This is a genomic window from Pseudoalteromonas sp. TAE79, assembly GCF_000498015.1.
Lineage (GTDB): Bacteria > Pseudomonadota > Gammaproteobacteria > Enterobacterales > Alteromonadaceae > Pseudoalteromonas.
In genome coordinates this window covers 1-18,788 of sequence record NZ_AUTL01000142.1, presented here as the reverse complement: position 1 = coordinate 18,788, position 18,788 = coordinate 1, and the positions used below count along the sequence as shown (strand labels likewise).

At 36.2% G+C, this 18,788-nt stretch carries 14 protein-coding genes; 7 read left to right on the top strand and 7 right to left on the bottom strand.

Annotation, left to right across the window (positions count from 1 at the left end; translation table 11 throughout):
* Nucleotides 1-78: 78 nt before the first annotated feature.
* Entirely contained in the window at nt 79-822 is a 744-nt protein-coding gene (locus L655_RS0109980; RefSeq protein WP_024604945.1) for a class I SAM-dependent methyltransferase, read from the top strand.
* A gap of 299 nt (nt 823-1,121) precedes the next feature.
* Here L655_RS0109980 and L655_RS0109975 read toward each other — a convergent pair whose 3' ends face one another.
* Nucleotides 1,122-1,688 (bottom strand): hypothetical protein, encoded by a 567-nt coding sequence (locus L655_RS0109975; RefSeq protein WP_050582202.1) that lies wholly within the window; start codon nt 1,686-1,688, stop codon nt 1,122-1,124.
* Between the two features lie 97 nt (nt 1,689-1,785).
* Here L655_RS0109975 and L655_RS0109970 point away from each other — a divergent pair, with 97 nt between their 5' ends.
* The 6 genes from L655_RS0109970 to L655_RS01000000125415 all read left to right on the top strand — a co-directional run bounded on the left by L655_RS0109970 (nt 1,786) and on the right by L655_RS01000000125415 (nt 11,201).
* Nucleotides 1,786-1,992, top strand: coding sequence for a helix-turn-helix transcriptional regulator (locus L655_RS0109970; RefSeq protein WP_024604943.1), 207 nt, complete (start codon nt 1,786-1,788; stop codon nt 1,990-1,992).
* A gap of 397 nt (nt 1,993-2,389) precedes the next feature.
* A complete protein-coding gene (locus L655_RS0109965; protein ID WP_024604942.1) occupies nt 2,390-4,774 on the top strand; it encodes a DEAD/DEAH box helicase family protein in 2,385 nt (794 codons plus the stop codon).
* A gap of 6 nt (nt 4,775-4,780) precedes the next feature.
* Nucleotides 4,781-6,205: an N-6 DNA methylase gene (locus L655_RS0109960; protein WP_024604941.1), complete on the top strand. Its 1,425-nt coding sequence runs from the start codon at nt 4,781-4,783 to the stop codon at nt 6,203-6,205.
* The gene (locus L655_RS0109955) at nt 6,205-7,452 is read left to right on the top strand and encodes a restriction endonuclease subunit S (RefSeq protein ID WP_024604940.1); all 1,248 of its coding nucleotides are present in this window, start codon (nt 6,205-6,207) and stop codon (nt 7,450-7,452) included. The genes L655_RS0109960 and L655_RS0109955 overlap by 1 nt, the downstream gene beginning before the upstream one ends.
* 22 nt (nt 7,453-7,474) lie before the next feature.
* Nucleotides 7,475-8,248, top strand: a complete 774-nt coding sequence (locus tag L655_RS0109950; RefSeq protein WP_024604939.1) for a Hachiman antiphage defense system protein HamA — start codon at nt 7,475-7,477, stop codon at nt 8,246-8,248.
* Nucleotides 8,232-11,201 (top strand): DEAD/DEAH box helicase, encoded by a 2,970-nt coding sequence (locus L655_RS01000000125415; protein ID WP_198925111.1) that lies wholly within the window; start codon nt 8,232-8,234, stop codon nt 11,199-11,201. Before L655_RS0109950 ends, L655_RS01000000125415 begins: the two co-directional genes overlap by 17 nt.
* 714 nt (nt 11,202-11,915) lie before the next feature.
* Here L655_RS01000000125415 and bcp read toward each other — a convergent pair.
* The 6 genes from bcp to L655_RS0109915 all read right to left on the bottom strand — a co-directional run bounded on the left by bcp (nt 11,916) and on the right by L655_RS0109915 (nt 18,700).
* Nucleotides 11,916-12,380: a thioredoxin-dependent thiol peroxidase gene (gene bcp / locus L655_RS0109940; protein WP_024604938.1), complete on the bottom strand. Its 465-nt coding sequence runs from the start codon at nt 12,378-12,380 to the stop codon at nt 11,916-11,918.
* A gap of 53 nt (nt 12,381-12,433) precedes the next feature.
* Nucleotides 12,434-12,922 carry a hypothetical protein gene (locus L655_RS0109935; protein WP_024604937.1) on the bottom strand — a complete coding sequence of 163 codons (489 nt, stop codon included), beginning with the start codon at nt 12,920-12,922 and terminating at the stop codon, nt 12,434-12,436.
* A complete protein-coding gene (locus L655_RS1000000127560; RefSeq protein WP_198925113.1) occupies nt 12,919-13,947 on the bottom strand; it encodes a hypothetical protein in 1,029 nt (342 codons plus the stop codon). Before L655_RS1000000127560 ends, L655_RS0109935 begins: the two co-directional genes overlap by 4 nt.
* Before the next feature lie 32 nt (nt 13,948-13,979).
* Nucleotides 13,980-15,122 (bottom strand): hypothetical protein, encoded by a 1,143-nt coding sequence (locus L655_RS1000000127555; protein WP_198925114.1) that lies wholly within the window; start codon nt 15,120-15,122, stop codon nt 13,980-13,982.
* A gap of 2 nt (nt 15,123-15,124) precedes the next feature.
* The gene (locus L655_RS0109925; RefSeq protein ID WP_125825550.1) at nt 15,125-17,524 is read right to left on the bottom strand and encodes a hypothetical protein; all 2,400 of its coding nucleotides are present in this window, start codon (nt 17,522-17,524) and stop codon (nt 15,125-15,127) included.
* Nucleotides 17,525-17,731: 207 nt separating this feature from the next.
* Complete coding sequence (locus tag L655_RS0109915; protein WP_024604033.1) at nt 17,732-18,700, bottom strand: IS30 family transposase; 969 nt, start codon at nt 18,698-18,700, stop codon at nt 17,732-17,734.
* Nucleotides 18,701-18,788: the final 88 nt, after the last annotated feature.

Sequence of the window (18,788 nt, the reverse complement as noted above, 5' to 3'; positions counted from 1 at the left end):
ATATCTTCTTCGCTAATAGCCATAACTAGTTTACTATGCGCGACTTAAAAATATTCTACTACTTACCACTAGGCTTATATGTCCGCAAATGCGCTTTACACCGACCTTTCTGATTACTACGACTTAATGTGTGCAGATATTAATTATCAAGCCCAAAGCAATTCTATTCACAGGCTGCACCAAATTTTTGGTAATGGCGCAAACACCCATCTTGATTTAGCGTGTGGCACCGGCCCGCATGTACGCCACTTTATTGATAACGGTTATAAAAGTAGTGGGCTTGATTTAAACCAGCCAATGCTAGATAAAGCAAAAACGCGTTGCCCAGAAGCGCAATTTTCGTTGCAAAACATGAGTGAATTTAAGGTAACCGAGCACTTGGATTTAATTACCTGCTTTTTGTATTCAATCCATTACTGCGACGGCATTAATAAGCTAAAAGAATGCCTTGCCAGCGTACACAGCGCATTAAACGTAGGTGGAATATTTTGTTTTAACACGGTTGATAAAAACAAAATCGACAGCGATTCATTTGTAGAGCACACAGCAACAAGCGAAAATAGCTTCTTCACATTTCGCTCTGGCTGGCACTATAGTGGCAGCGGCAGTAAACAGTTATTAAAACTCAGCATCGAAAAAACCACCGCAGATAAAACACTCGTATGGCACGACGAGCACCCAATGGTCGCTTTTAGTTATACCGAGCTGAAAGAAGCCCTAAAGCCGTACTTCGAAATCCACATATTTGAACATGACTACGACAAAATAACCCCATGGGCAGAGCGCTCAGGCAACGCCATTTTTGTCTGCGTAAAAATTTAAGTTAAACACGTTGGGTAGAGCGCAGCGAAACCCAACGAGCTCCAACGAACCTCCAATACCAACTTTTACCCTTGGAATAGGTTTTTGATAAAAAACTTGATAACTCTACAATAAAATCTTATAAAACAAGCTTCTAGTAGTTTTTTACACGTTGTTATTCTAACAGAGTAACATTTATCATATTTTTTCCAAATAAAAGCGCCAGCTTATTATAAAAATCAAACTAATTTATCTAAAACAAAATTATTTTGGGTACCGATTAAAAGGCTAAACCTTTATTATTTACTATCTGCGATTCATTAAACTTCAATAGACTTACTTTTTTTGTGAGCAAGAACATATTTGATTGCTTTGATTTGTCCGAGTAACTTTGAGTTTTTTTCTTGAGCTAGTATGTATTGAGACTCGAGGTAATCCTGCATATCTGGTAGAGCTATAGATAAACGTTTGTACTCTTCAGATTCGCCAATGCTTACTAATAAATCAATTTCTGATTTTTTGAGCCGTTCATTCAGTTGTGATGTGGATAGCTCAATATTATATTTTTTAGAACCTTTGAAATGAGCTAAATAGAAATCAGAATGAATAAAACCCTCGATTTTACGGTATTTATTTTTACCTTTTACTTTTTTATCCTTAACTAGAAGCCCACTATTTTCTAACTTCCTTACTTGGCGGTACACAAAGTTATATGCAGCACTAGCAGATTGCTGACTTTTACTCATTAATAGGTAGGCATCACGTAATTCAATTAAGGTAAAAGAGTCAATGCTCTCATCCTGAAGAGTAGAATAAAATTCTTTGTAAAATTTGGCGGAGGTTTTTGGCATTTCATTCTCAAGGTTAGTGAGTTTTAGTTCAAACAAAGTTAGATAAACTAAACCTAAAACATAAATACGGATTATAATCCGTGGCTTTATAGTCCGCAACTTTGGATAGTCTTTCTCTTTTACGAGATGAGAAGTGAAAGACTTAGCAACCAAATTTGGGCTGAAATTAAGACAAAGACGAAAAGAGTTAGGTATATCACAGGATAAACTGGCACTTTTAGCGGACATTGATCGCAGTTATGCGGGTAGAATAGAGCGCGGAGAGGTTAATATCACGCTTGAAAAGGCGTATCATTTGGCAGAAGTGTTAGATTGTGATGTTAGATTAATTTTACCTTAGAGTTTGATCTGATTGGTTTTGAACTTTTAGCCGCTCTATCCAGGGAGTGTCAGAGAAAATACATTCTAAGTATTTCTCCATGAATCATACTTAGATTTTTGATTTATAGATAATTTATAAAATTCTACATTTTCGATGTAAACAAGCTGGTTACTCTCAAAAAAGTTTTGCTACATATTTTGGTATTGAGAGAGGTAATTACAGAAAATGGAAAAATATGTAGTTAATATAAAAATTAGAACCATTATATCAACTAGATAATACACTCGGTTGTTGCTTTTCAGATACAATATCATCAAAAGTAAAGCATGAAATTAAGCTTGATTAACTTCAATCAATAAAGTTAACTCATAATCAACAGCACATGATAAATAACTTGTAATTTTGAGGACAGGGAATGGTTTCCAAAAAAGAATTATCTGAACGTGATATTTGCACAAAATTTATTAGTCCAGCTTTAGAAAGAGCAGGATGGGATATGAAAACTCAAATTCGTGAAGAAGTGTCATTCACGGATGGACGCATCTACGTTAAAGGTAACCTAAGCACTCGTGGTACACGTAAGCGTGCTGATTACATCCTTTACTACAAGCCCAATATCCCAATTGCAATTATTGAAGCTAAAGATAATAAACATTCTGTAATGGCTGGGATTCAACAGGGGTTAGGCTATGCCGAAATTCTTGATATTCCAACCGTATTTAGTAGTAATGGAGATGGCTTTTACGAACATGATAGAACATGTACTGAGGGCGTGGTTGAAAAAGAAATCGCACTTGAGGACTTTCCATCACCAAACACTCTATGGGAACGCTACAAAAAATACAAAGGTATTAAAACGGAAGAAGCTGAACAGATTAGTTCGCAAGACTACTTTTTCGACGGAACAGGCCGAAATCCCCGTTATTACCAACAAATAGCAATTAACCGAACCGTTGAAGCTATAGCAAACAAACAACCCAGAATATTGCTAACAATGGCTACAGGTACAGGTAAAACCTATACAGCCTTTCAAATAATTCATCGACTCTGGAAAAGTGGCGCAAAAAAACGCATCCTTTTTTTAGCAGACCGAATATCTTTAGTTGACCAAACTAAACGTGGTGATTTTCGTCATTTTAAAGATAAAATGACTGTTATTAAGAATAAAAAAATAGACAAGTCTTATGAGATATATTTAGCAATCTATCAAGGGTTGACCAGTTACGATGAGGAGAAAGATGCATTTAGAAAGTTTAGTCGTGACTTTTTTGACCTAATAGTCATTGACGAGTGCCATCGTGGAAGTGCGTCTGAAGATAGCGCGTGGCGTGAAATACTCAGGTATTTTGAAAGTGCTACTCATATAGGCTTAACCGCAACACCAAAAGAAACAGAAACTGTTTCAAGTAGTGAGTACTTTGGTGACCCCTTATATACCTATTCTTTAAAAGAAGGTATTCAAGATGGCTTTCTCGCGCCTTATAAAGTATTACGTGTAGGTTTAAATGTAGATCTTGAAGGTTGGAGACCTGAGGCCGGTAAAAAAGATAAACAAGGCCAACTTATAGATGATCGTATATACAATCGCACAGATTTTGATAAAAAACTGGTTATAGATGAGCGTACCCAAGCTGTAGCAAATAGGATTACAGATTTTTTAAAGAAAACAAATCGTTTCGACAAAGGAATTGTTTTTTGTACTGATATTGATCATGCACAACGTATGCGAGCCGCAATAGCTAACGCAAACAGCGACCTTGTGGCTGAAAATAGTAAGTATGTTATGCAAATTACCGGAGACAATGAGGAAGGTAAACGCGAGCTTGATAACTTTATTAATCCAGAAGAAAAATATCCAGTTATAGCTACAACATCTAAACTGATGACCACAGGCGTTGATGCTCAAACCTGTAAGCTTATTGTTCTGGATAGCAATATCGGTTCCCCTACAGAGTTTAAACAGATTATTGGCCGTGGGACGCGTATCAATGAAGAATTTGGTAAAAGCTTCTTCACCATTCTTGATTTTAGGAGTGTTACAGACCACTTCGCCGATCCCGATTTTGATGGTGAGCCTGTTCGCGTTAAAGAACTAGGGGAATATGATAATTTTGACTCTCCTGAGGATGAAATTAAAGAAGAGGAAGATATCGTTGATGAAAATGGTGAAGAGGTTGTTTTTACCCCACCAGAAGTTCCAGATATTATTGAAGGTGGTGACATTATCGATGAGCCACGCCCGAAGTATTATGTTAATGGTGTAAACGTCGCCATATTAAATGAGCGCATTCAATACATGGGTGGTAATGGTAAACTTATCACTGGTAGCCTCAAAGATTACACGCGAGAGAAAGTACGTCAACAATATCAATCTCTTGATAAATTTATTAATAAATGGAACTCAGCAGACAAAAAGCAAGCCATCATTGATGAGCTTACTGAGCAAGGTATTGTATTTGACAATTTAAAAGAAACTATTAATAAAGAAATGGATATTTTTGATCTCATCTGTCATACCGCATTTGACCAGCCACCGCTAACACGTGCAGAAAGAATTAACAATGTTAAGAAGCGTGACTACTTTACTAAATACGGTGAACAGGCAAGAAAAGTTCTTGAAACGTTATTAGATAAGTATGCTGATGAAGGTATAGAAAATATAGAGAATATTAAAATATTAACGGTCAACCCGTTTGATAAGTTTGGTACCCCCATTGAAATCATTAATGTCTTTGGCGGTAAAAAACAGTATTTAAAAGCACTCAACGAGCTTGAAAACGAAATATATAAGGTAGCGTAGTAAGTAATGTCAAACATCAGTGGAATAGTTAAATCAGCAAGAAAAATAATGCGTCAAGATACCGGAACTGGTAGTGATGAACTTCGCATTTTACAGCTCAGCTGGATGTTGTTTTTAAAAATTTTTAGCGATAAAGACAAAGAATTAGAAATTTTAGATGACGATTATGTATCACCTATTCCAGCAAATTTGCATTGGGATGAATGGGCAAAAAATGATGAAGGTATGACAGGGGACAAACTTCTCAAGTTTGTTGATCAAGAATTATTCCCTACACTTTCAAACATTGACCTTTCTACAGCGAATAAAAGGGCGTTATTAGTTCACGAAGTTTTTGCTAATAATTATAACTATATGAAGTCTGGTACGCACCTTCGTCAGGTGATAAATAAGCTTAATGAAATTAACTTTAACGACACTAAAGATAAGCAAGTATTTGGTCAAATTTATGAAACATTTTTGAGTGAGCTGCAAAGTGCTGGTACTTTAGGCGAGTTTTATACTCCTCGCGCTATTACAGACTTCATGACGGAAATGGCGAACCCTCAACATGGCGAAAAAGTACTTGATATTGCATGTGGTACAGGTGGTTTTTTAACAACAGCAATAGAGCATTTAAAAAAACAAAAGTACTCTATTGAAGAGTTAGAAAACATTGGCAAAAATGTTGTTGGCTGGGAATACAAACCTTTGCCTTATATGCTTGCCAACACAAACTTGATTTTGCATGACGTTAGAACACCCACTATTCGGTTTGGTGACTCTTTAGAGCGCCCTTTAACTGAGTATACGAATAAAGACAGAGTAGATGTTATTTTAGCTAACCCTCCTTTCGGTGGGGTGGTATCTAACAATAACGAAAATAATTTCCCGCAAATATATCGGACAAAGGAATCGGCGGATTTATTCCTAATATTAATGATACACCTTTTAAAGCAAGGCGGGCGTAGTGCTATTGTATTGCCCGACGGGTCATTAACTGGTGGCGGTGTTAAACAACGTATTCGTCAAAAACTACTTGAAGATTGTAACTTACACACCATAGTTCGATTACCAAACTCAGTATTCCAGCCTTACGCTTCAGTAGCCACCAATTTACTATTTTTCACTAAGGGTGAACCTACAAAAAGTGTTTGGTATTACCAACATAAAGTGCCCGTAGGCATTAAATCTTACTCGAAAACTAAGCCTATTCAATTATCTGAATTTGATGACTTAAAAGCTTGGTGGAATAATCGAGAAAGTAGTGATTTGGCTTGGTGTGTTGATATAGAAACAATAAAAGCCAATGGCTACGATTTAGATATTAAAAACCCTCACCAACCGGAAGAAGAAAAACAACATACCAGCAGTGAATTGTTAGACTTATTACATGCATCTTTTGCTAGAGGTGATGAATTACTTGACCAACTTCGTAAGGAGTTGAATTAATGTCGGGTGTTAGAACTGTTCTACTTAAAGATATATGTAACTTTGAAAAAGGATCAACAGGCTTAATGAAGTCAGAGCCTGGTGAGTATCCTTTAGTTACCACAGGAAAAGATCGTCGTTCCTGCGAATCATATCAATTTGATACTAAAGCTGTTTGTATCCCCCTAGTATCATCTACTGGTCACGGTCATGCCAGTTTAAATAATGTTCATTATCAAGAAGGTAAGTTCGCTTTAGGTACAATCCTAGTCGCACTGACTGCTAAAAATGAAGAAGAACTCGATGTACATTTTCTTCACCTTTATTTGTCACAACTGAAAAATGTTGTTTTAGTACCTTTAATGAAGGGGGCTGCAAATGTATCCCTTTCAATTACAGCTATTAAAAATATAGAAATTCCATTACCTTCAATTATTAGACAAAAGACAATAACTGCAAAATTTCACAGTATTGTTAACGAAGAAAATAAATTAAATAGTGAGTTATTTTATCAACGTGCTTTGTTAGATAAGCTAAAAATTCAAATAATTAAGGACTCGATAGAAGGAAATTTGACAAAACAATGGCGTGAAATATACCCACAGAACAACTTAAATAATCAGGTGAATGTAATAAGTGATTCGACACCGTATCCTTTACCTGAAAGCTGGTATTGGTGTCGCTTTGGAGAAGTAATTAAGTTTGTTAGTGGTAATAGTTTTCAAAGTAGTGATTTTCAAAAGAGTGACGGTATCAAATGTATAAAGATTACAAATGCAGGTGTTCAAACAATAATTGAAACAGATGATCGACTTCCGTTAAGTTTCAAAGATAAATACCCTAATTATCTAGTCTCCGAGGGCGATATAATTTTAGCTTTAACTCGTCCATATATAAGTAATGGTTTGAAAGTAAGTTTGTGCTCAAAATCATATGATGGAGCACTTTTAAACCAGCGTGTAGCTTTAATCAAACCTGATGAAAAAATAGTAGATCGTGAATATTGTTTTTATTTTCTTACTTCTGACTTTGTTCTAAAGGGATACAAGGATGAATTTGATTCGAAAGGCCAGCAGCCTAATTTAAGAAAAGACCATGTGACTGATTTATTTTTTCCTTTACCGCCATTAAAAGAGCAAAAAGAAATCGTTAGAAGAATAAAACAAATTGCAGATATTCACTCCAAGTTATTACAAAAAAATACCCAGAATCAAATTTACGCAAAATCATTAATGGAAGCGGTTTTAAAAGAAGAATTCTCTAATTAGTGTCTAAAAGGATGTTGTCATAATGTTAGGAGTTGAAAATAAGTCATTACTTAATGAGCAAAGTAGGCAAAATCATAAATTTAATGTATTGAATTTAAAACCTTCAGAATTCAATAAACTTAAAGATGCTTTGATTGGTATATTACCAGGCTACTATGTTGACCCACAATCTATGGCAGGAACTTTAGCTCGTTTAGGTAAAGATGCCACTGCACGGAAGTTATTAACCAAAATCCCTGAGGTGAAAAACATACGATCAGGTGATATTGGTGAAGTATTAGCCTCTGATTATATCGAAGAATCTTTAGGTTACTCTGTTCCTATAAGAAAGCTACGTTGGCGCGACCATCGTAATATGGCTATGCGTGGTGATGATGTAATCGGTATTATTGTTGATCAACAACAGCAAAGCATAAAGTTCCTTAAAGCTGAAGCTAAAGCGAATCGAACCCTTGGGCGGGGAATACTAGGTGATGCGAGAAAAGAGCTTGATTTAGACGATGGCTTTCCGGCTCCTCACGCTTTAGAGTTCGTTGCCGAGAGGTTAAGAGAAACGGGTAACCAAGCACTTTCAAATCTAATAGAAAAAGTACAATTAGTAGATGGTATCCGAGCAAATCAAGTAGAGCATCTTCTGTTCACCTTTACGGCATCTAATCCTGCTACCTTACAAAAAGAAGCTTTTGATGCTTATAACGGTAATATTAAGCAAACGTCGGTTGGTTTTAGGGTTACTGCTCATCAGGAATTAATAGCAGGTGTATATCAAGGAGTGATTGATGGCCTCAACGATTGAAGATATAGAACAAAGTATTCGTGAAGCTATTGCACCAGGGTTTAGAAGTAGGATACTTGAACGTGGTTTAGCGCGTTCAATGATTTGGGTAGATGGTGAATTGCCTGAAGGAGCACCGAGATTCGCAGAAAAGCTTTCTTATGATCTTTTATCCTATGGCTACTCACTGTTATCACTTGCCATACGTTTACGCGATTTACGTGGTAATGAAGACCTTTGTCGTGCAGCATTTGAAAAATCAGCAACAGCAATCACCGATGTTATCCATGATGGTAATCCTGAAGATCCCGAAAAAGGCTTTCATAAAGTCTTAGCTTCATCAGCTTTTCATCTAGGACGTTATTCTGCAAAAGCATTTTCTTTAATTCAAAGTAACTTAGAGAACCAAAACTTAAGTAAAATAGAAGAGTTGCTATCTTTATTAATGTTGAGACAGTTTGATAAAATTGAAGTAATGGTAATGCAATGGAAAGCATCTGGTGAAGGCTCTGATGAATCACTTGCTGAACGTTTAGAAACAGAAATTGATCAACTAAATCAAATTGCAAACACTGATGATGAACCTGAAGAATATGGTATGTCATCAATAGAAATACCAATTGTACAGCAGGCAATTACAGACAATTATTTTTCATCAACCTTTGAGTTCTTATTTGCTTTAGAGGCCGGTAGCCAAGATCTCCTTGAAAAATCTATATTTAGAATAGATACCAGCTTAACTATTTGTAGCGAGTTAAACCTATTGCCTCAGTGGTGGGTGTTAAGAATAACCAAACATCTATTAAAAGATCTTTGGGACTCAAGCTTTCATAAAATAATTCCAGGGCCGCAAAATGATGGCCATGATACTGATTGGAATTTACTGCGTTGGCTATTTATTACATCTCTTTATAAACGTAATAAAGCAGAAATAGAATTATGGCCGTCACAATTAGAAGGGGCAAAACGAGCAGTTAAAGATGATGATGACCTTGTCGTATCTTTACCAACAAGTGCAGGTAAAACAAGAGTTGCTGAGTTATGTATTCTTAGGTGTTTAGCGATAGGTAAAAGAGTTTTATTTATTACACCACTTAGAGCCTTGTCTGCACAGACAGAATATTCACTGAGAAAAACATTCTTACCATTAGGTAAAACGATTTCATCTTTATATGGAAGTATGGGAACCAGTGACTTTGAACAAGATGTTTTAAGAACTCAAGATATAGTAGTAGGTACACCAGAAAAGCTAGATTTTGCTCTAAGGAATGACCCTACTTTAATCGATGATGTTGGCCTTATTATTTTAGATGAAGGCCACATGATTGGCTTAAGTGAGCGTGAAATAAATTATGAAGTTCAAATTCAACGCTTACTAAAACGTCAAGATTCTAATGAGCGAAGAATTGTTTGTCTTTCTGCCATTTTACCAAGTGGCGATCAATTTGACGATTTCGTTGGTTGGCTTAGGCAGGATAAAGAAGGTGATGCTATTCAATCTGATTGGAGGCCAACAGATTTAAGGTTTGGTGAAATCGTTTGGCAAGGACACACTGCAAAAATTGATTTTACCGTTGGTGAAGAGCAAGCATTTATACCAGGATTCATACAATCATTTATACCACCAATTGGAAGAAGGGTTACTCCATTTCCAAAAAACGCAAAAGAATTAACATTAGCCTCTGCTTGGAAGTTGGTAGAAGACAATCAAACTGTATTAATTTACTGCCCAGAGAAAAGGTCTGTTAATAGCTTTGCAAAAGATATTGTAGATCTCAATCGGCGAGGTGCCCTTGGTTCAGTGTTGTCGGTTGATCCAGAAAAAATAGAGTTTGCAAAGGTACTTGGTGCTGAGTGGTTAGGAGAAGAACATCCCATTTTGCAGTGTTTGAACATTGGTGTTGCTGTTCATCATGGTGGACTACCTACACCTTTTAGAAAAGAGATGGAAAAGCTTTTGAGGGATGGGATATTAAAAATCACTATTTCATCTCCTACGTTAGCACAAGGCTTGAACTTGGCTGCAACAGCATTAATCGTTTATTCTGTTCGCAGAAGTGGCAATGTAATTGATTCATCGGAATTTAAAAATGTTGTTGGTAGGGCAGGGCGAGCTTTTGTTGATACTCATGGTCTAGTTCTTCATCCTATTTATGACCGGATACCTTGGCGTAGAAACCAGTGGAGAGAGTTAGTAAATAATACTAATGCCCGTAATATGGAGAGTGGGCTGTTCAGGTTGATAGCTACTTTCATACAAAGGATTGCTAGCAGTTTACAGACTCAATCTATTGAACAAGTTCTTGAATATATAATGAACAACATTAATGTTTGGACTTTTCCTACAGTACCTCATGAGGTTGAGCAACAAGAAGAAGAAAATAGAAATGCCTGGGAGCAGCATTTAGTTAGTTTAGATACCGCATTGTTAAGTATGTTAGGTGAAGAAAATATCCCAATAGATAATATTCCAAATGTACTTGATGAACTACTTCAATCATCATTATTACAGCGAAGACTTAATCGTCATGAAGGCGAAATACAAGTGCTGTTTAAGGGGATTTTGACAGCTAGGGGAAAATATATATGGGGCTGTTCAACAGCAGCTCAGAGAAAAGGCTATTATTTAGCTGGTGTTGGTTTGGTTACGGGGCAGAGGTTAGATGAAATAGCGCCTCAGGCAAATGATCTATTGATAGTAGCTAATGCTTATATTCTCGATGGCGATCAGGAGCAGGAAGCCATAACTGCAATAACTTCACTTGCTGAACTATTATTCACAATACCTCCTTTTACACCAAACATTTTACCAGGTGATTGGCATGAAATACTTGAAGCATGGTTAAAAGGTGATGCACTTAGAGATCATGACTTTGAATCAATTGATGATACTCTGCGCTTTGTTGAGGATGGCTTAGTTTATCGGTTACCTTGGGGGCTAGAAGCATTAAGAGTTCGTGCACNAAGCCAATAATGATGTTATTTTTGATGAAATGACAATCGATGATTTTGAGGTAGGCTTAATTGTTCCAGCTGTAGAAAATGGAAGTTTAAATAGAAGTGCAGCAATATTAATGCAAGCAGGGTTTAGCTCACGTCTAGAAGCTATAAACTCTATCCAATCAACAAAAGCAACTTTCTCGAATAGTAGAGGCTTCAAAGATTGGTTGTCATCAGAGAGGTTAACAACTTACATATCTACTTTAGGTTTAGCTAATGAAAATAGTGTAACACTCTGGGCAACATTTCTTAATGAATATAAACCTAAATCAGATACAGTTTGGCAAGGAACCAGCGTCACTCTTTCTGCAGGTTGGAAAATTGGTGTTCGCAGACAAATTGGTCAACTTATTAAGTTGTATAATGAGGATACCGGTGTGACTAAGGCTCTTAGCTCAGATGGAGAAGTAATTGGTAAGCTTCGAGAAAGATATAATTTATTAAAAAATGGAGTTTATAGGGCAGAGCTAGAAGCAAATAATTTTTTAAAGGTAACTTATTGGGGCGCTGGTGAAGCGCCTTTCGAAGTGACTCAATTGTATTAGTTTTGGGTCACAAGCCATGAGAGGTGCAGTTACCTTTATTCTGCCTATCTAGAGTTAAAGTGATAGGCAGTTACACAGATTTTGTAACAGGCCTTCCGATTAATAAACGGGTAACTGTTAGATCAAGTCTGAGATAGAACAATCTATTTACCTTCTAGGTAATTTAGAACCACTTCATGGTGATCTTTAGTTTTAAACTTATTAAAGATATGTTCTAGATTACCATTTTCATCAATCAGAAAGCTTGTGCGAACAACACCCATATTTTCTTTACCCATGAACTTCTTTAATTGCCATACATGGTACTTTTCACAAACAGCGTGATCTTCATCTGCTAATAATGTGAAGTTTAATTCTTGCTTATTAATAAAATTGGTCAACTTTTTAGGCGTGTCAGGACTTATACCTAATACAACAACGTTTAGCGCATTAAGCTCTGCTTTAGAGTCTCTTAAGGCACAAGCTTGCGTTGTACAACCAGGAGTTGATGCTCTTGGGTAAAAATAAATGAGGACTTTCTTCCCTTGCAGCTCAGAGAGGGTAACTGGATTATTGTCTTGGTCATTTAAAGTGAAATCTGGTGCGGTTTTTCCTACTTCTATTGTCATAGTTTATTGCCTTATTTTCTTAAGTTAAATTCAGTCATATGTAGAGAGTTTTATTATTTAATAAAAGTGCCTTGAATAATATTGTCAGCTCTTGCATTAACCACTTTATCCATCGCCTTTTCTCGTTCACTCGCAGATATCATTTCCATTAAATTTTTAATCATACTGATATGTCGTGCGGCTTGTTCAGCAAATGCTTTTTCACTTTTTCTAGTGTCAGCAAGATGCTTTGTTTTGAGTTTGTTTAGTTGCGTTTTTTCACTTTTTAATTTCTTGTTCTCTAATAGCAAAAGCTCTATTTTTGACGTCGCAGATTCGCTACTATCTACTTTTGCTTTCAATGATTTTTCTTCTATTACTTTTTTAATATCTGGGTGATTACGTAAAGCGCCAACGCTCAAGCCGGCTTCTTTTTCAACTGAATTATTATTAATCTTGAGTTTATTTTCTCTTAACTTTTTCTTTAACTCAATATTAGTTGGCTCGCCTTGAATAAGTCTATTTAGTGCGTTAATCAACGCGTTTCTTGTTGTTTGCTTCACTCTGTTTCTCCTACTTGATAGATCAGTAGTTTATTAACTGCTTTTGGGAACTTTACAGGCTCATATTTTATTCCTAAGTCATCCATGATCCGCTGCGCCGCAGTAATCTTAATATATGATTCAGAGGCTGTTTGAGGAGTTAGCTCGTTATGCTCTATATCGAAGTACATATGTGTTTCTGCTTCTTTTCGCATAGCCTCTGCATAGACAGCATCTACAATGTAATCATTATCACAGTCAACGCATCCAATTAAATTGACTTGTGTTCTCAGGCTACAACTTTGAGATGTGCAATAAATGCCTGGAGCGACTACATGAATATGCCTTTTTCCTGTCTTTAAAATATTTTCCCAATATTCGATTGTAAGCATATCGTTATCAGTTTTATCTTTAAAAGCGTTTAGACCTTGTTCTATCATTTTTTTCGTAAATTCCTTGCCTTTCCCTCCAGCTACACGCTCTTTATTGGCAAACTGGTTGTAGATATTAAGATAAATTTGAGCTTTTTGACGCACTCTTTCATTTTCAACATCTGTATACAAGTCTTTCTTACTACTTTTTTGCATTCGTAGTTTTTGAAACTTACTTGCATTCTTAGCATAATGTCTCGTCATAGCTAGTGAGACATGGCTGAACTGTTGTTTCAATTGTGGGAATGATAACAGTTCATAACCAATGAGGTAATATGCAAATGAGCGGCGTAATTGGTGACAAGAAAACTCATAGTCATTACCGATTTCAAAATTTCTATCTGGGTCTGATAACTTCAAATCCTTAATGTCTTCATTGGTTAATGTTAGTTCAGATGCCAGAGTTTTCTCAAACCATTTTTTAGCTTGCCTTGGTATTGATTTCTTATTAACTGCCACAAAACCTTCTCGAAACTTATGGAAGAACCTTGTGCTATTAAGAGTTTGCCGAAGGGGGCTATGAATTGCTTGAAGGATTTCATAAGCTTTAATTGCAATTTTGGTAGATACAAACTCATCTTGTTTTGACTGGATTCCTTTGACTGTTTTACCCAAGTCAGCATTTATTAAGTATATACTTTGGCCAGCTATGACTTCTTCATAGCAACCATAACCGTGTGGAGTTCATAAATTTCATCCCCCCTCATACCTGATTTTGCCATTAGTGCCCAAACGCAAACTCCTGAATACTTGGTTAATATTCGCTCGGCTTGTGATTGGTTTGATATAGCTTCATTACCTATTATTATGTGGCGTTCAGGGTAACACTTATCATAAAAGCTTTCCTTTATACTTGGTTCGTACTGTTCGAGTAGGCCTATGATTTGTACTTTCGTAGGTGAAGTTATTTTCGTAAAAGCTTCTAAAAATAGCCTATTTGCGATTCTACTATTTTTATTTGAATTTTCGAGCCGCCAAATATACTCACCACTTGGGCGTACACTAACACCCTGATGTAAGTAGCTAGCATACCCTTTATATATTTTACTTTTGAAGGTTATTAAGTAATTGGATAGCATTTCAATTTTATCGCGAATTGGATACAGGTTATTAATAAGTGATTCTGCTTCGGTAAGTGCTCGCCAGTATAAGCGCTGTGGGATAACACTGAACTGTTCTCTCTCAGTCAAAGACAGTCCTATATCTGAAGGCGATAGTGTATTAGTTAACGCTATATCAAAAGGTAGCCCATCCTGCTCAATAAATAGTTTATTTAATGAGGAGTAAATAGTTTCTCGTCTAAAGTTCAAAGATGTTGAATTTTCTATAGCCCACTTTTCGAGAAGGTTTATATCAATATACGCAAAACTGTTTACTCCTTCTAAAAGTAAAGGTTTAATGCACTTTTTCAAATCAACTAAAGTTTGATAAAGTGTCGCGAATGAGTTTTCTCTAGGGGATAGCCACATCATTTTTAAAATTAAGCTTTTTAATTCATTCTGAAGATTGCGCTCTATTATTTTACCATCGAGTGAAAAGTCTAACGTTTGAGTTGTGCTTGCATTAGGAAGTAAAAATTGTTGTAGTTTTTTCCAAGCTTCATTATCGACGATTTTGCCAAGAGAGTTACCATTAGTGTCAAAACCAATATCTAGTTTTTCAAATTTATCCCAATCACCATGTTTTATAGCTGGCTTTAAAACATCAATGAGATAATTCGCGTGGTTATTAATATTATTTTGCGCCTTCGTAATAATGCTTAAATACTCTAGGTTTGGTATTTTTATCATGATTATTTCCTTGGCTTTACAATTGATAGTAGCGCGTGATTCATAGTAATACGAGGGTGCCTTCCATTCTTATTGAAGAGGCTCATTGCTTCTTTAAAAACACTGATGCTAGCGCCTTCAAGTGTCTGTTCGAATGCTTCAATCTTTATTTTTACTTCTTCTTTAGCTTCAGGGTAACGGTCTAAGGCATCCTTTAAAACATCAATAAATGAGATCAGTTTATAAATAGCTTTTGGTTCATCTACGGCTTTAGCTGAATTACATTTGAAGCAAACATCAAACTCTGAACAGGGTAGATCATTACCAATCGATTTATTGGTTGCTCTTTGCGTATTTTGTCCACCTTTTAGATCCTGCCTACCATTGCATATCACCCCATTAGGGTTGGTAGGTGTCTTTTTTTTGAGCCACTCATCATGAGTGAGCATTGGTATACTGAGTGTTGTTTTTATTTCTTGTTTCGCTTGTTCTAAATTAGTTCCAGTAGTTATGCGTTCAAGAACCTGTATAGCTTGAGATAAAATTTGTTTATTTGTATCGGGATTGCCATTAGTATAATGCCTCTCCAGCGTTGATTGCGTGTTTTGTAGAAGGTTACTCAAGTGTAATAAGTGACCATCTTTATATTCTTGTATACTTGTTGTTTTTCGAAAACGACTCGATTGTAGAGTAATAAAGTAATCATTAGGTTGAATACTATATCTCTTCATTGAATTGGATACGATTGGGCTAAACCCTTCCCATTGTTGAGGTTTGTCCTTTAAACTACCAACTCGGAATAAGTACCGTTGATATTTTTTAAGCGCTTGGTCCGAGCGATTAGTTGCCCACTTTTCTATATCTTTGACTAATGACAGTTCACTTAATGGAACCTCAAAAGAGCCTTGCTCACTATTATCGTACGCGAATGTAACATTAACATTTCCTTCTTCATTTTTATCAGAGTATGTAAAAGGTAATAAAGCTCCTTTTAGGGAAGCATCTGTATAGGATGAAATAATTAAGTAGCTAATCCTCATGATGTTATAGGTAGCGTTTTTTTGGTTTATCGAGTAGAGAGTTTTGTTAACAATATTTCGACCCATCTCATTGGTAACTATTTTTAGATCGATAGCTTTACCATCTTGAAATGTATAAAAAAGCTCTCGCAGCCAAGGTAAATTTATTTTTCGGTGTGAAGTTACAAGGTTCAATGAAAGAGTTAAGTGTCTATTTATTTCAATAATATCGTAACTTTTGGACACTTTCCCCGCTGAGTTAAGATTGTATAGAAGTTCACTATCACTACCATATAAGGAAGATAACTCCGTAAGCACTTCCATAAACGTAATGCCTGTTTTCTTTTCTACATCAAATGTAAAAGTGTCAACTTCATTCGTTAATGTGGAAGTGACTTCTTTATTAGCTCTCACTTTAAAGGCTTTAATTTTTATAGTTTTAAGAGATTTATCTCGGCTATCAGTCATAATTTCAAAGGGGTGAGATAGACTTCTTATTACAGCGTCATTAAATGAAGTAAAGTAACAAAGTAAGTGGTACGCAGCGCCCATTGTAATATTAAATGCACTGTTATTTTTAACTTGCCCAACATCAGGTTGCAGTGACGTAGGCAAGTAAAGTTCTTTCTTAATTGAACCGTAATTTATAGTTATGGATAGTTTTTCAGGAGTTATATTTTTATTTCTTTTAATAGCTATTAGCTGCAAAGCTAAACCAAAAAACAAGTCACTCAAGCGTGAAATTATCATTTTTTCATCAGCGTCAGAGTAAGGTAGGAATGGGTCATGCCTATTTCTAAATGGGCGGTGAAGGTGCTTCCAGCTTTCGGCGTATATTCCGCACCATGTCAGAGCTATTATTGTGTTAGTACATCTGTTCACGCAAGTAGACTCTTTAATGCCTATCTCATCGCCGTCAGCTCTTTGCCATAACTTTACATAAGGAGTATATTTTTTTAATTGATGGCGAAGCTCTCCATCATTACCAAATAACTTAAGATAACCTTCTTTTGAGAAAGGATCTAAGCCCTGATTATCACAAAAGCATAGATAAGACCTTAAAGCATGATATAAACAAGTAACAAATCGTACTGACTTTCCACATTCTACATACTCATTTGCTTTCTTGGAAAATCTTCGAAGATATGCAATACGCTCCCGTATTTGCTCATTTTTTTCATTACATTTTCGGTACGCAAAGAGTGATATATCAACACTTTCAATTACATTACTATTACCACGTTTATATGGAACGGTAAGTTCTAATCTAGTTATATTATCTCTGTCTTTAGATGATGTTGCTTCTATGAGACCTCTAGCTAATGGACTTTTTGGCATTCTACCACCCACCATTAATTTTATTATTCTTGCGTTTGGCTGCGGAGCGTTGTGAGGTGTTTTCATTCATAAGTATTACATATTTTTCTGTAGTAGCTGTACTTTTATGTCCCATCAAGTTAGCAAGCTCACTCATTAAGAAATCATAACCCACCTCTCTCTCTGCTGCTTCATTTCGTAACCAATTAGTCGCATAAGTTGAGCGCAAATCATGGATTTTGTAATACCATGAGGGGTCAATATTTACTTGAATTCAAGTATTAAGTGCAATCATTATGCAGCCACCAGAACTTCTGATTGCCCCGTAAATAATTCATGAGGGGTTTTATACCCTCTTGTTTTTCTTGGCCGATGGTTGAGCTTATCAACTGCCGCCTGTATCTCTGCTTCACTTAGCGCCATAAAGTCAGTTCCCTTGGGGAAGAAGCGTCTAAGTAAGCCGTTGGTATTCTCATTTATGCCCCGCTCCCATGATGAATAGGGATGAGCGAAATACACATCAGCTTCTAATGCTTGTGCAACATGCTCATGGTGAGCAAACTCTTTTCCATTATCTAACGTCACGGTAATAACCTTACCTTTATATGGTGTCATACACTTGATCAGCGCATCGGCTGTTATTTTCGCATGCTTGCTTTCAATTCTGTGAACGACTGTATATAACGTTTTACGTTCAACCATTGTGACAAGCGCATTTTTACGCCCTTTACCTATCACTGTATCGCCCTCCCAATCACCAATCCTAGACTTTGAATCCACAATACTTGGGCGTTCATCAATGCTGACTCGATTAACTATCTGTCCACGTTTATCATAGCTTCCATAGCGTTTTTTATACTTTTTACATGCACGAGTGAGTGTCTTATGTAGCTTGCCACCACGAGCCTTGTCTCTGTAAATATATTGATAAATTGTTTCATGATGTAAAACGACCTGTTTCTCTAAAGCTAAGCGGCCTGCCACTTGCTCAGGGGAAAGTCCGTCATGCAACAATTTATTAATCCAGTGAGTGACGTCCTCTGTTAACTTACTTGCTTTGAAAGATGACTTACGTCTTTGTTCAGCAAAGTTATTGGCTTGGTTAGGCCGATAGCCTTTAAGTCCTTTATTGCGTTTTAGCTCTCTAGAAATAGATGACGGTGAACGAGTTAGTTCTTCAGCTATCTGCTTTTGGTTATTTCCTGCTTTTATTAACGCGTAAATCTGGTATCTTTCTTCTTGTGTCAGCTGTTTATATTTCATTAAAGCAATTTCCTTTGGCGAGAAAATGGCCGAATTATAACAGCTGGCCATCTAATCTGAGAAATTGCACTTATTATCCGAATTTAGG

What these genes read in the sequence shown, in the direction of transcription:
- L655_RS0109950 (WP_024604939.1), top strand. Translation starts at nt 7,475, where the DNA reads ATGTTAGGAGTTGAAAATAAGTCATTACTTAATGAGCAAAGTAGGCAA.
- bcp (WP_024604938.1), bottom strand. Translation starts at nt 12,380, where the DNA reads ATGACAATAGAAGTAGGAAAAACCGCACCAGATTTCACTTTAAATGAC.
- L655_RS0109925 (WP_125825550.1), bottom strand. Translation starts at nt 17,524, where the DNA reads ATGAAAACACCTCACAACGCTCCGCAGCCAAACGCAAGAATAATAAAA.
- L655_RS0109955 (WP_024604940.1), top strand. Translation starts at nt 6,205, where the DNA reads ATGTCGGGTGTTAGAACTGTTCTACTTAAAGATATATGTAACTTTGAA.
- L655_RS1000000127555 (WP_198925114.1), bottom strand. Translation starts at nt 15,122, where the DNA reads ATGATAAAAATACCAAACCTAGAGTATTTAAGCATTATTACGAAGGCG.
- L655_RS0109960 (WP_024604941.1), top strand. Translation starts at nt 4,781, where the DNA reads ATGTCAAACATCAGTGGAATAGTTAAATCAGCAAGAAAAATAATGCGT.
- L655_RS0109915 (WP_024604033.1), bottom strand. Translation starts at nt 18,700, where the DNA reads ATGAAATATAAACAGCTGACACAAGAAGAAAGATACCAGATTTACGCG.
- L655_RS0109980 (WP_024604945.1), top strand. Translation starts at nt 79, where the DNA reads ATGTCCGCAAATGCGCTTTACACCGACCTTTCTGATTACTACGACTTA.
- L655_RS0109965 (WP_024604942.1), top strand. Translation starts at nt 2,390, where the DNA reads ATGGTTTCCAAAAAAGAATTATCTGAACGTGATATTTGCACAAAATTT.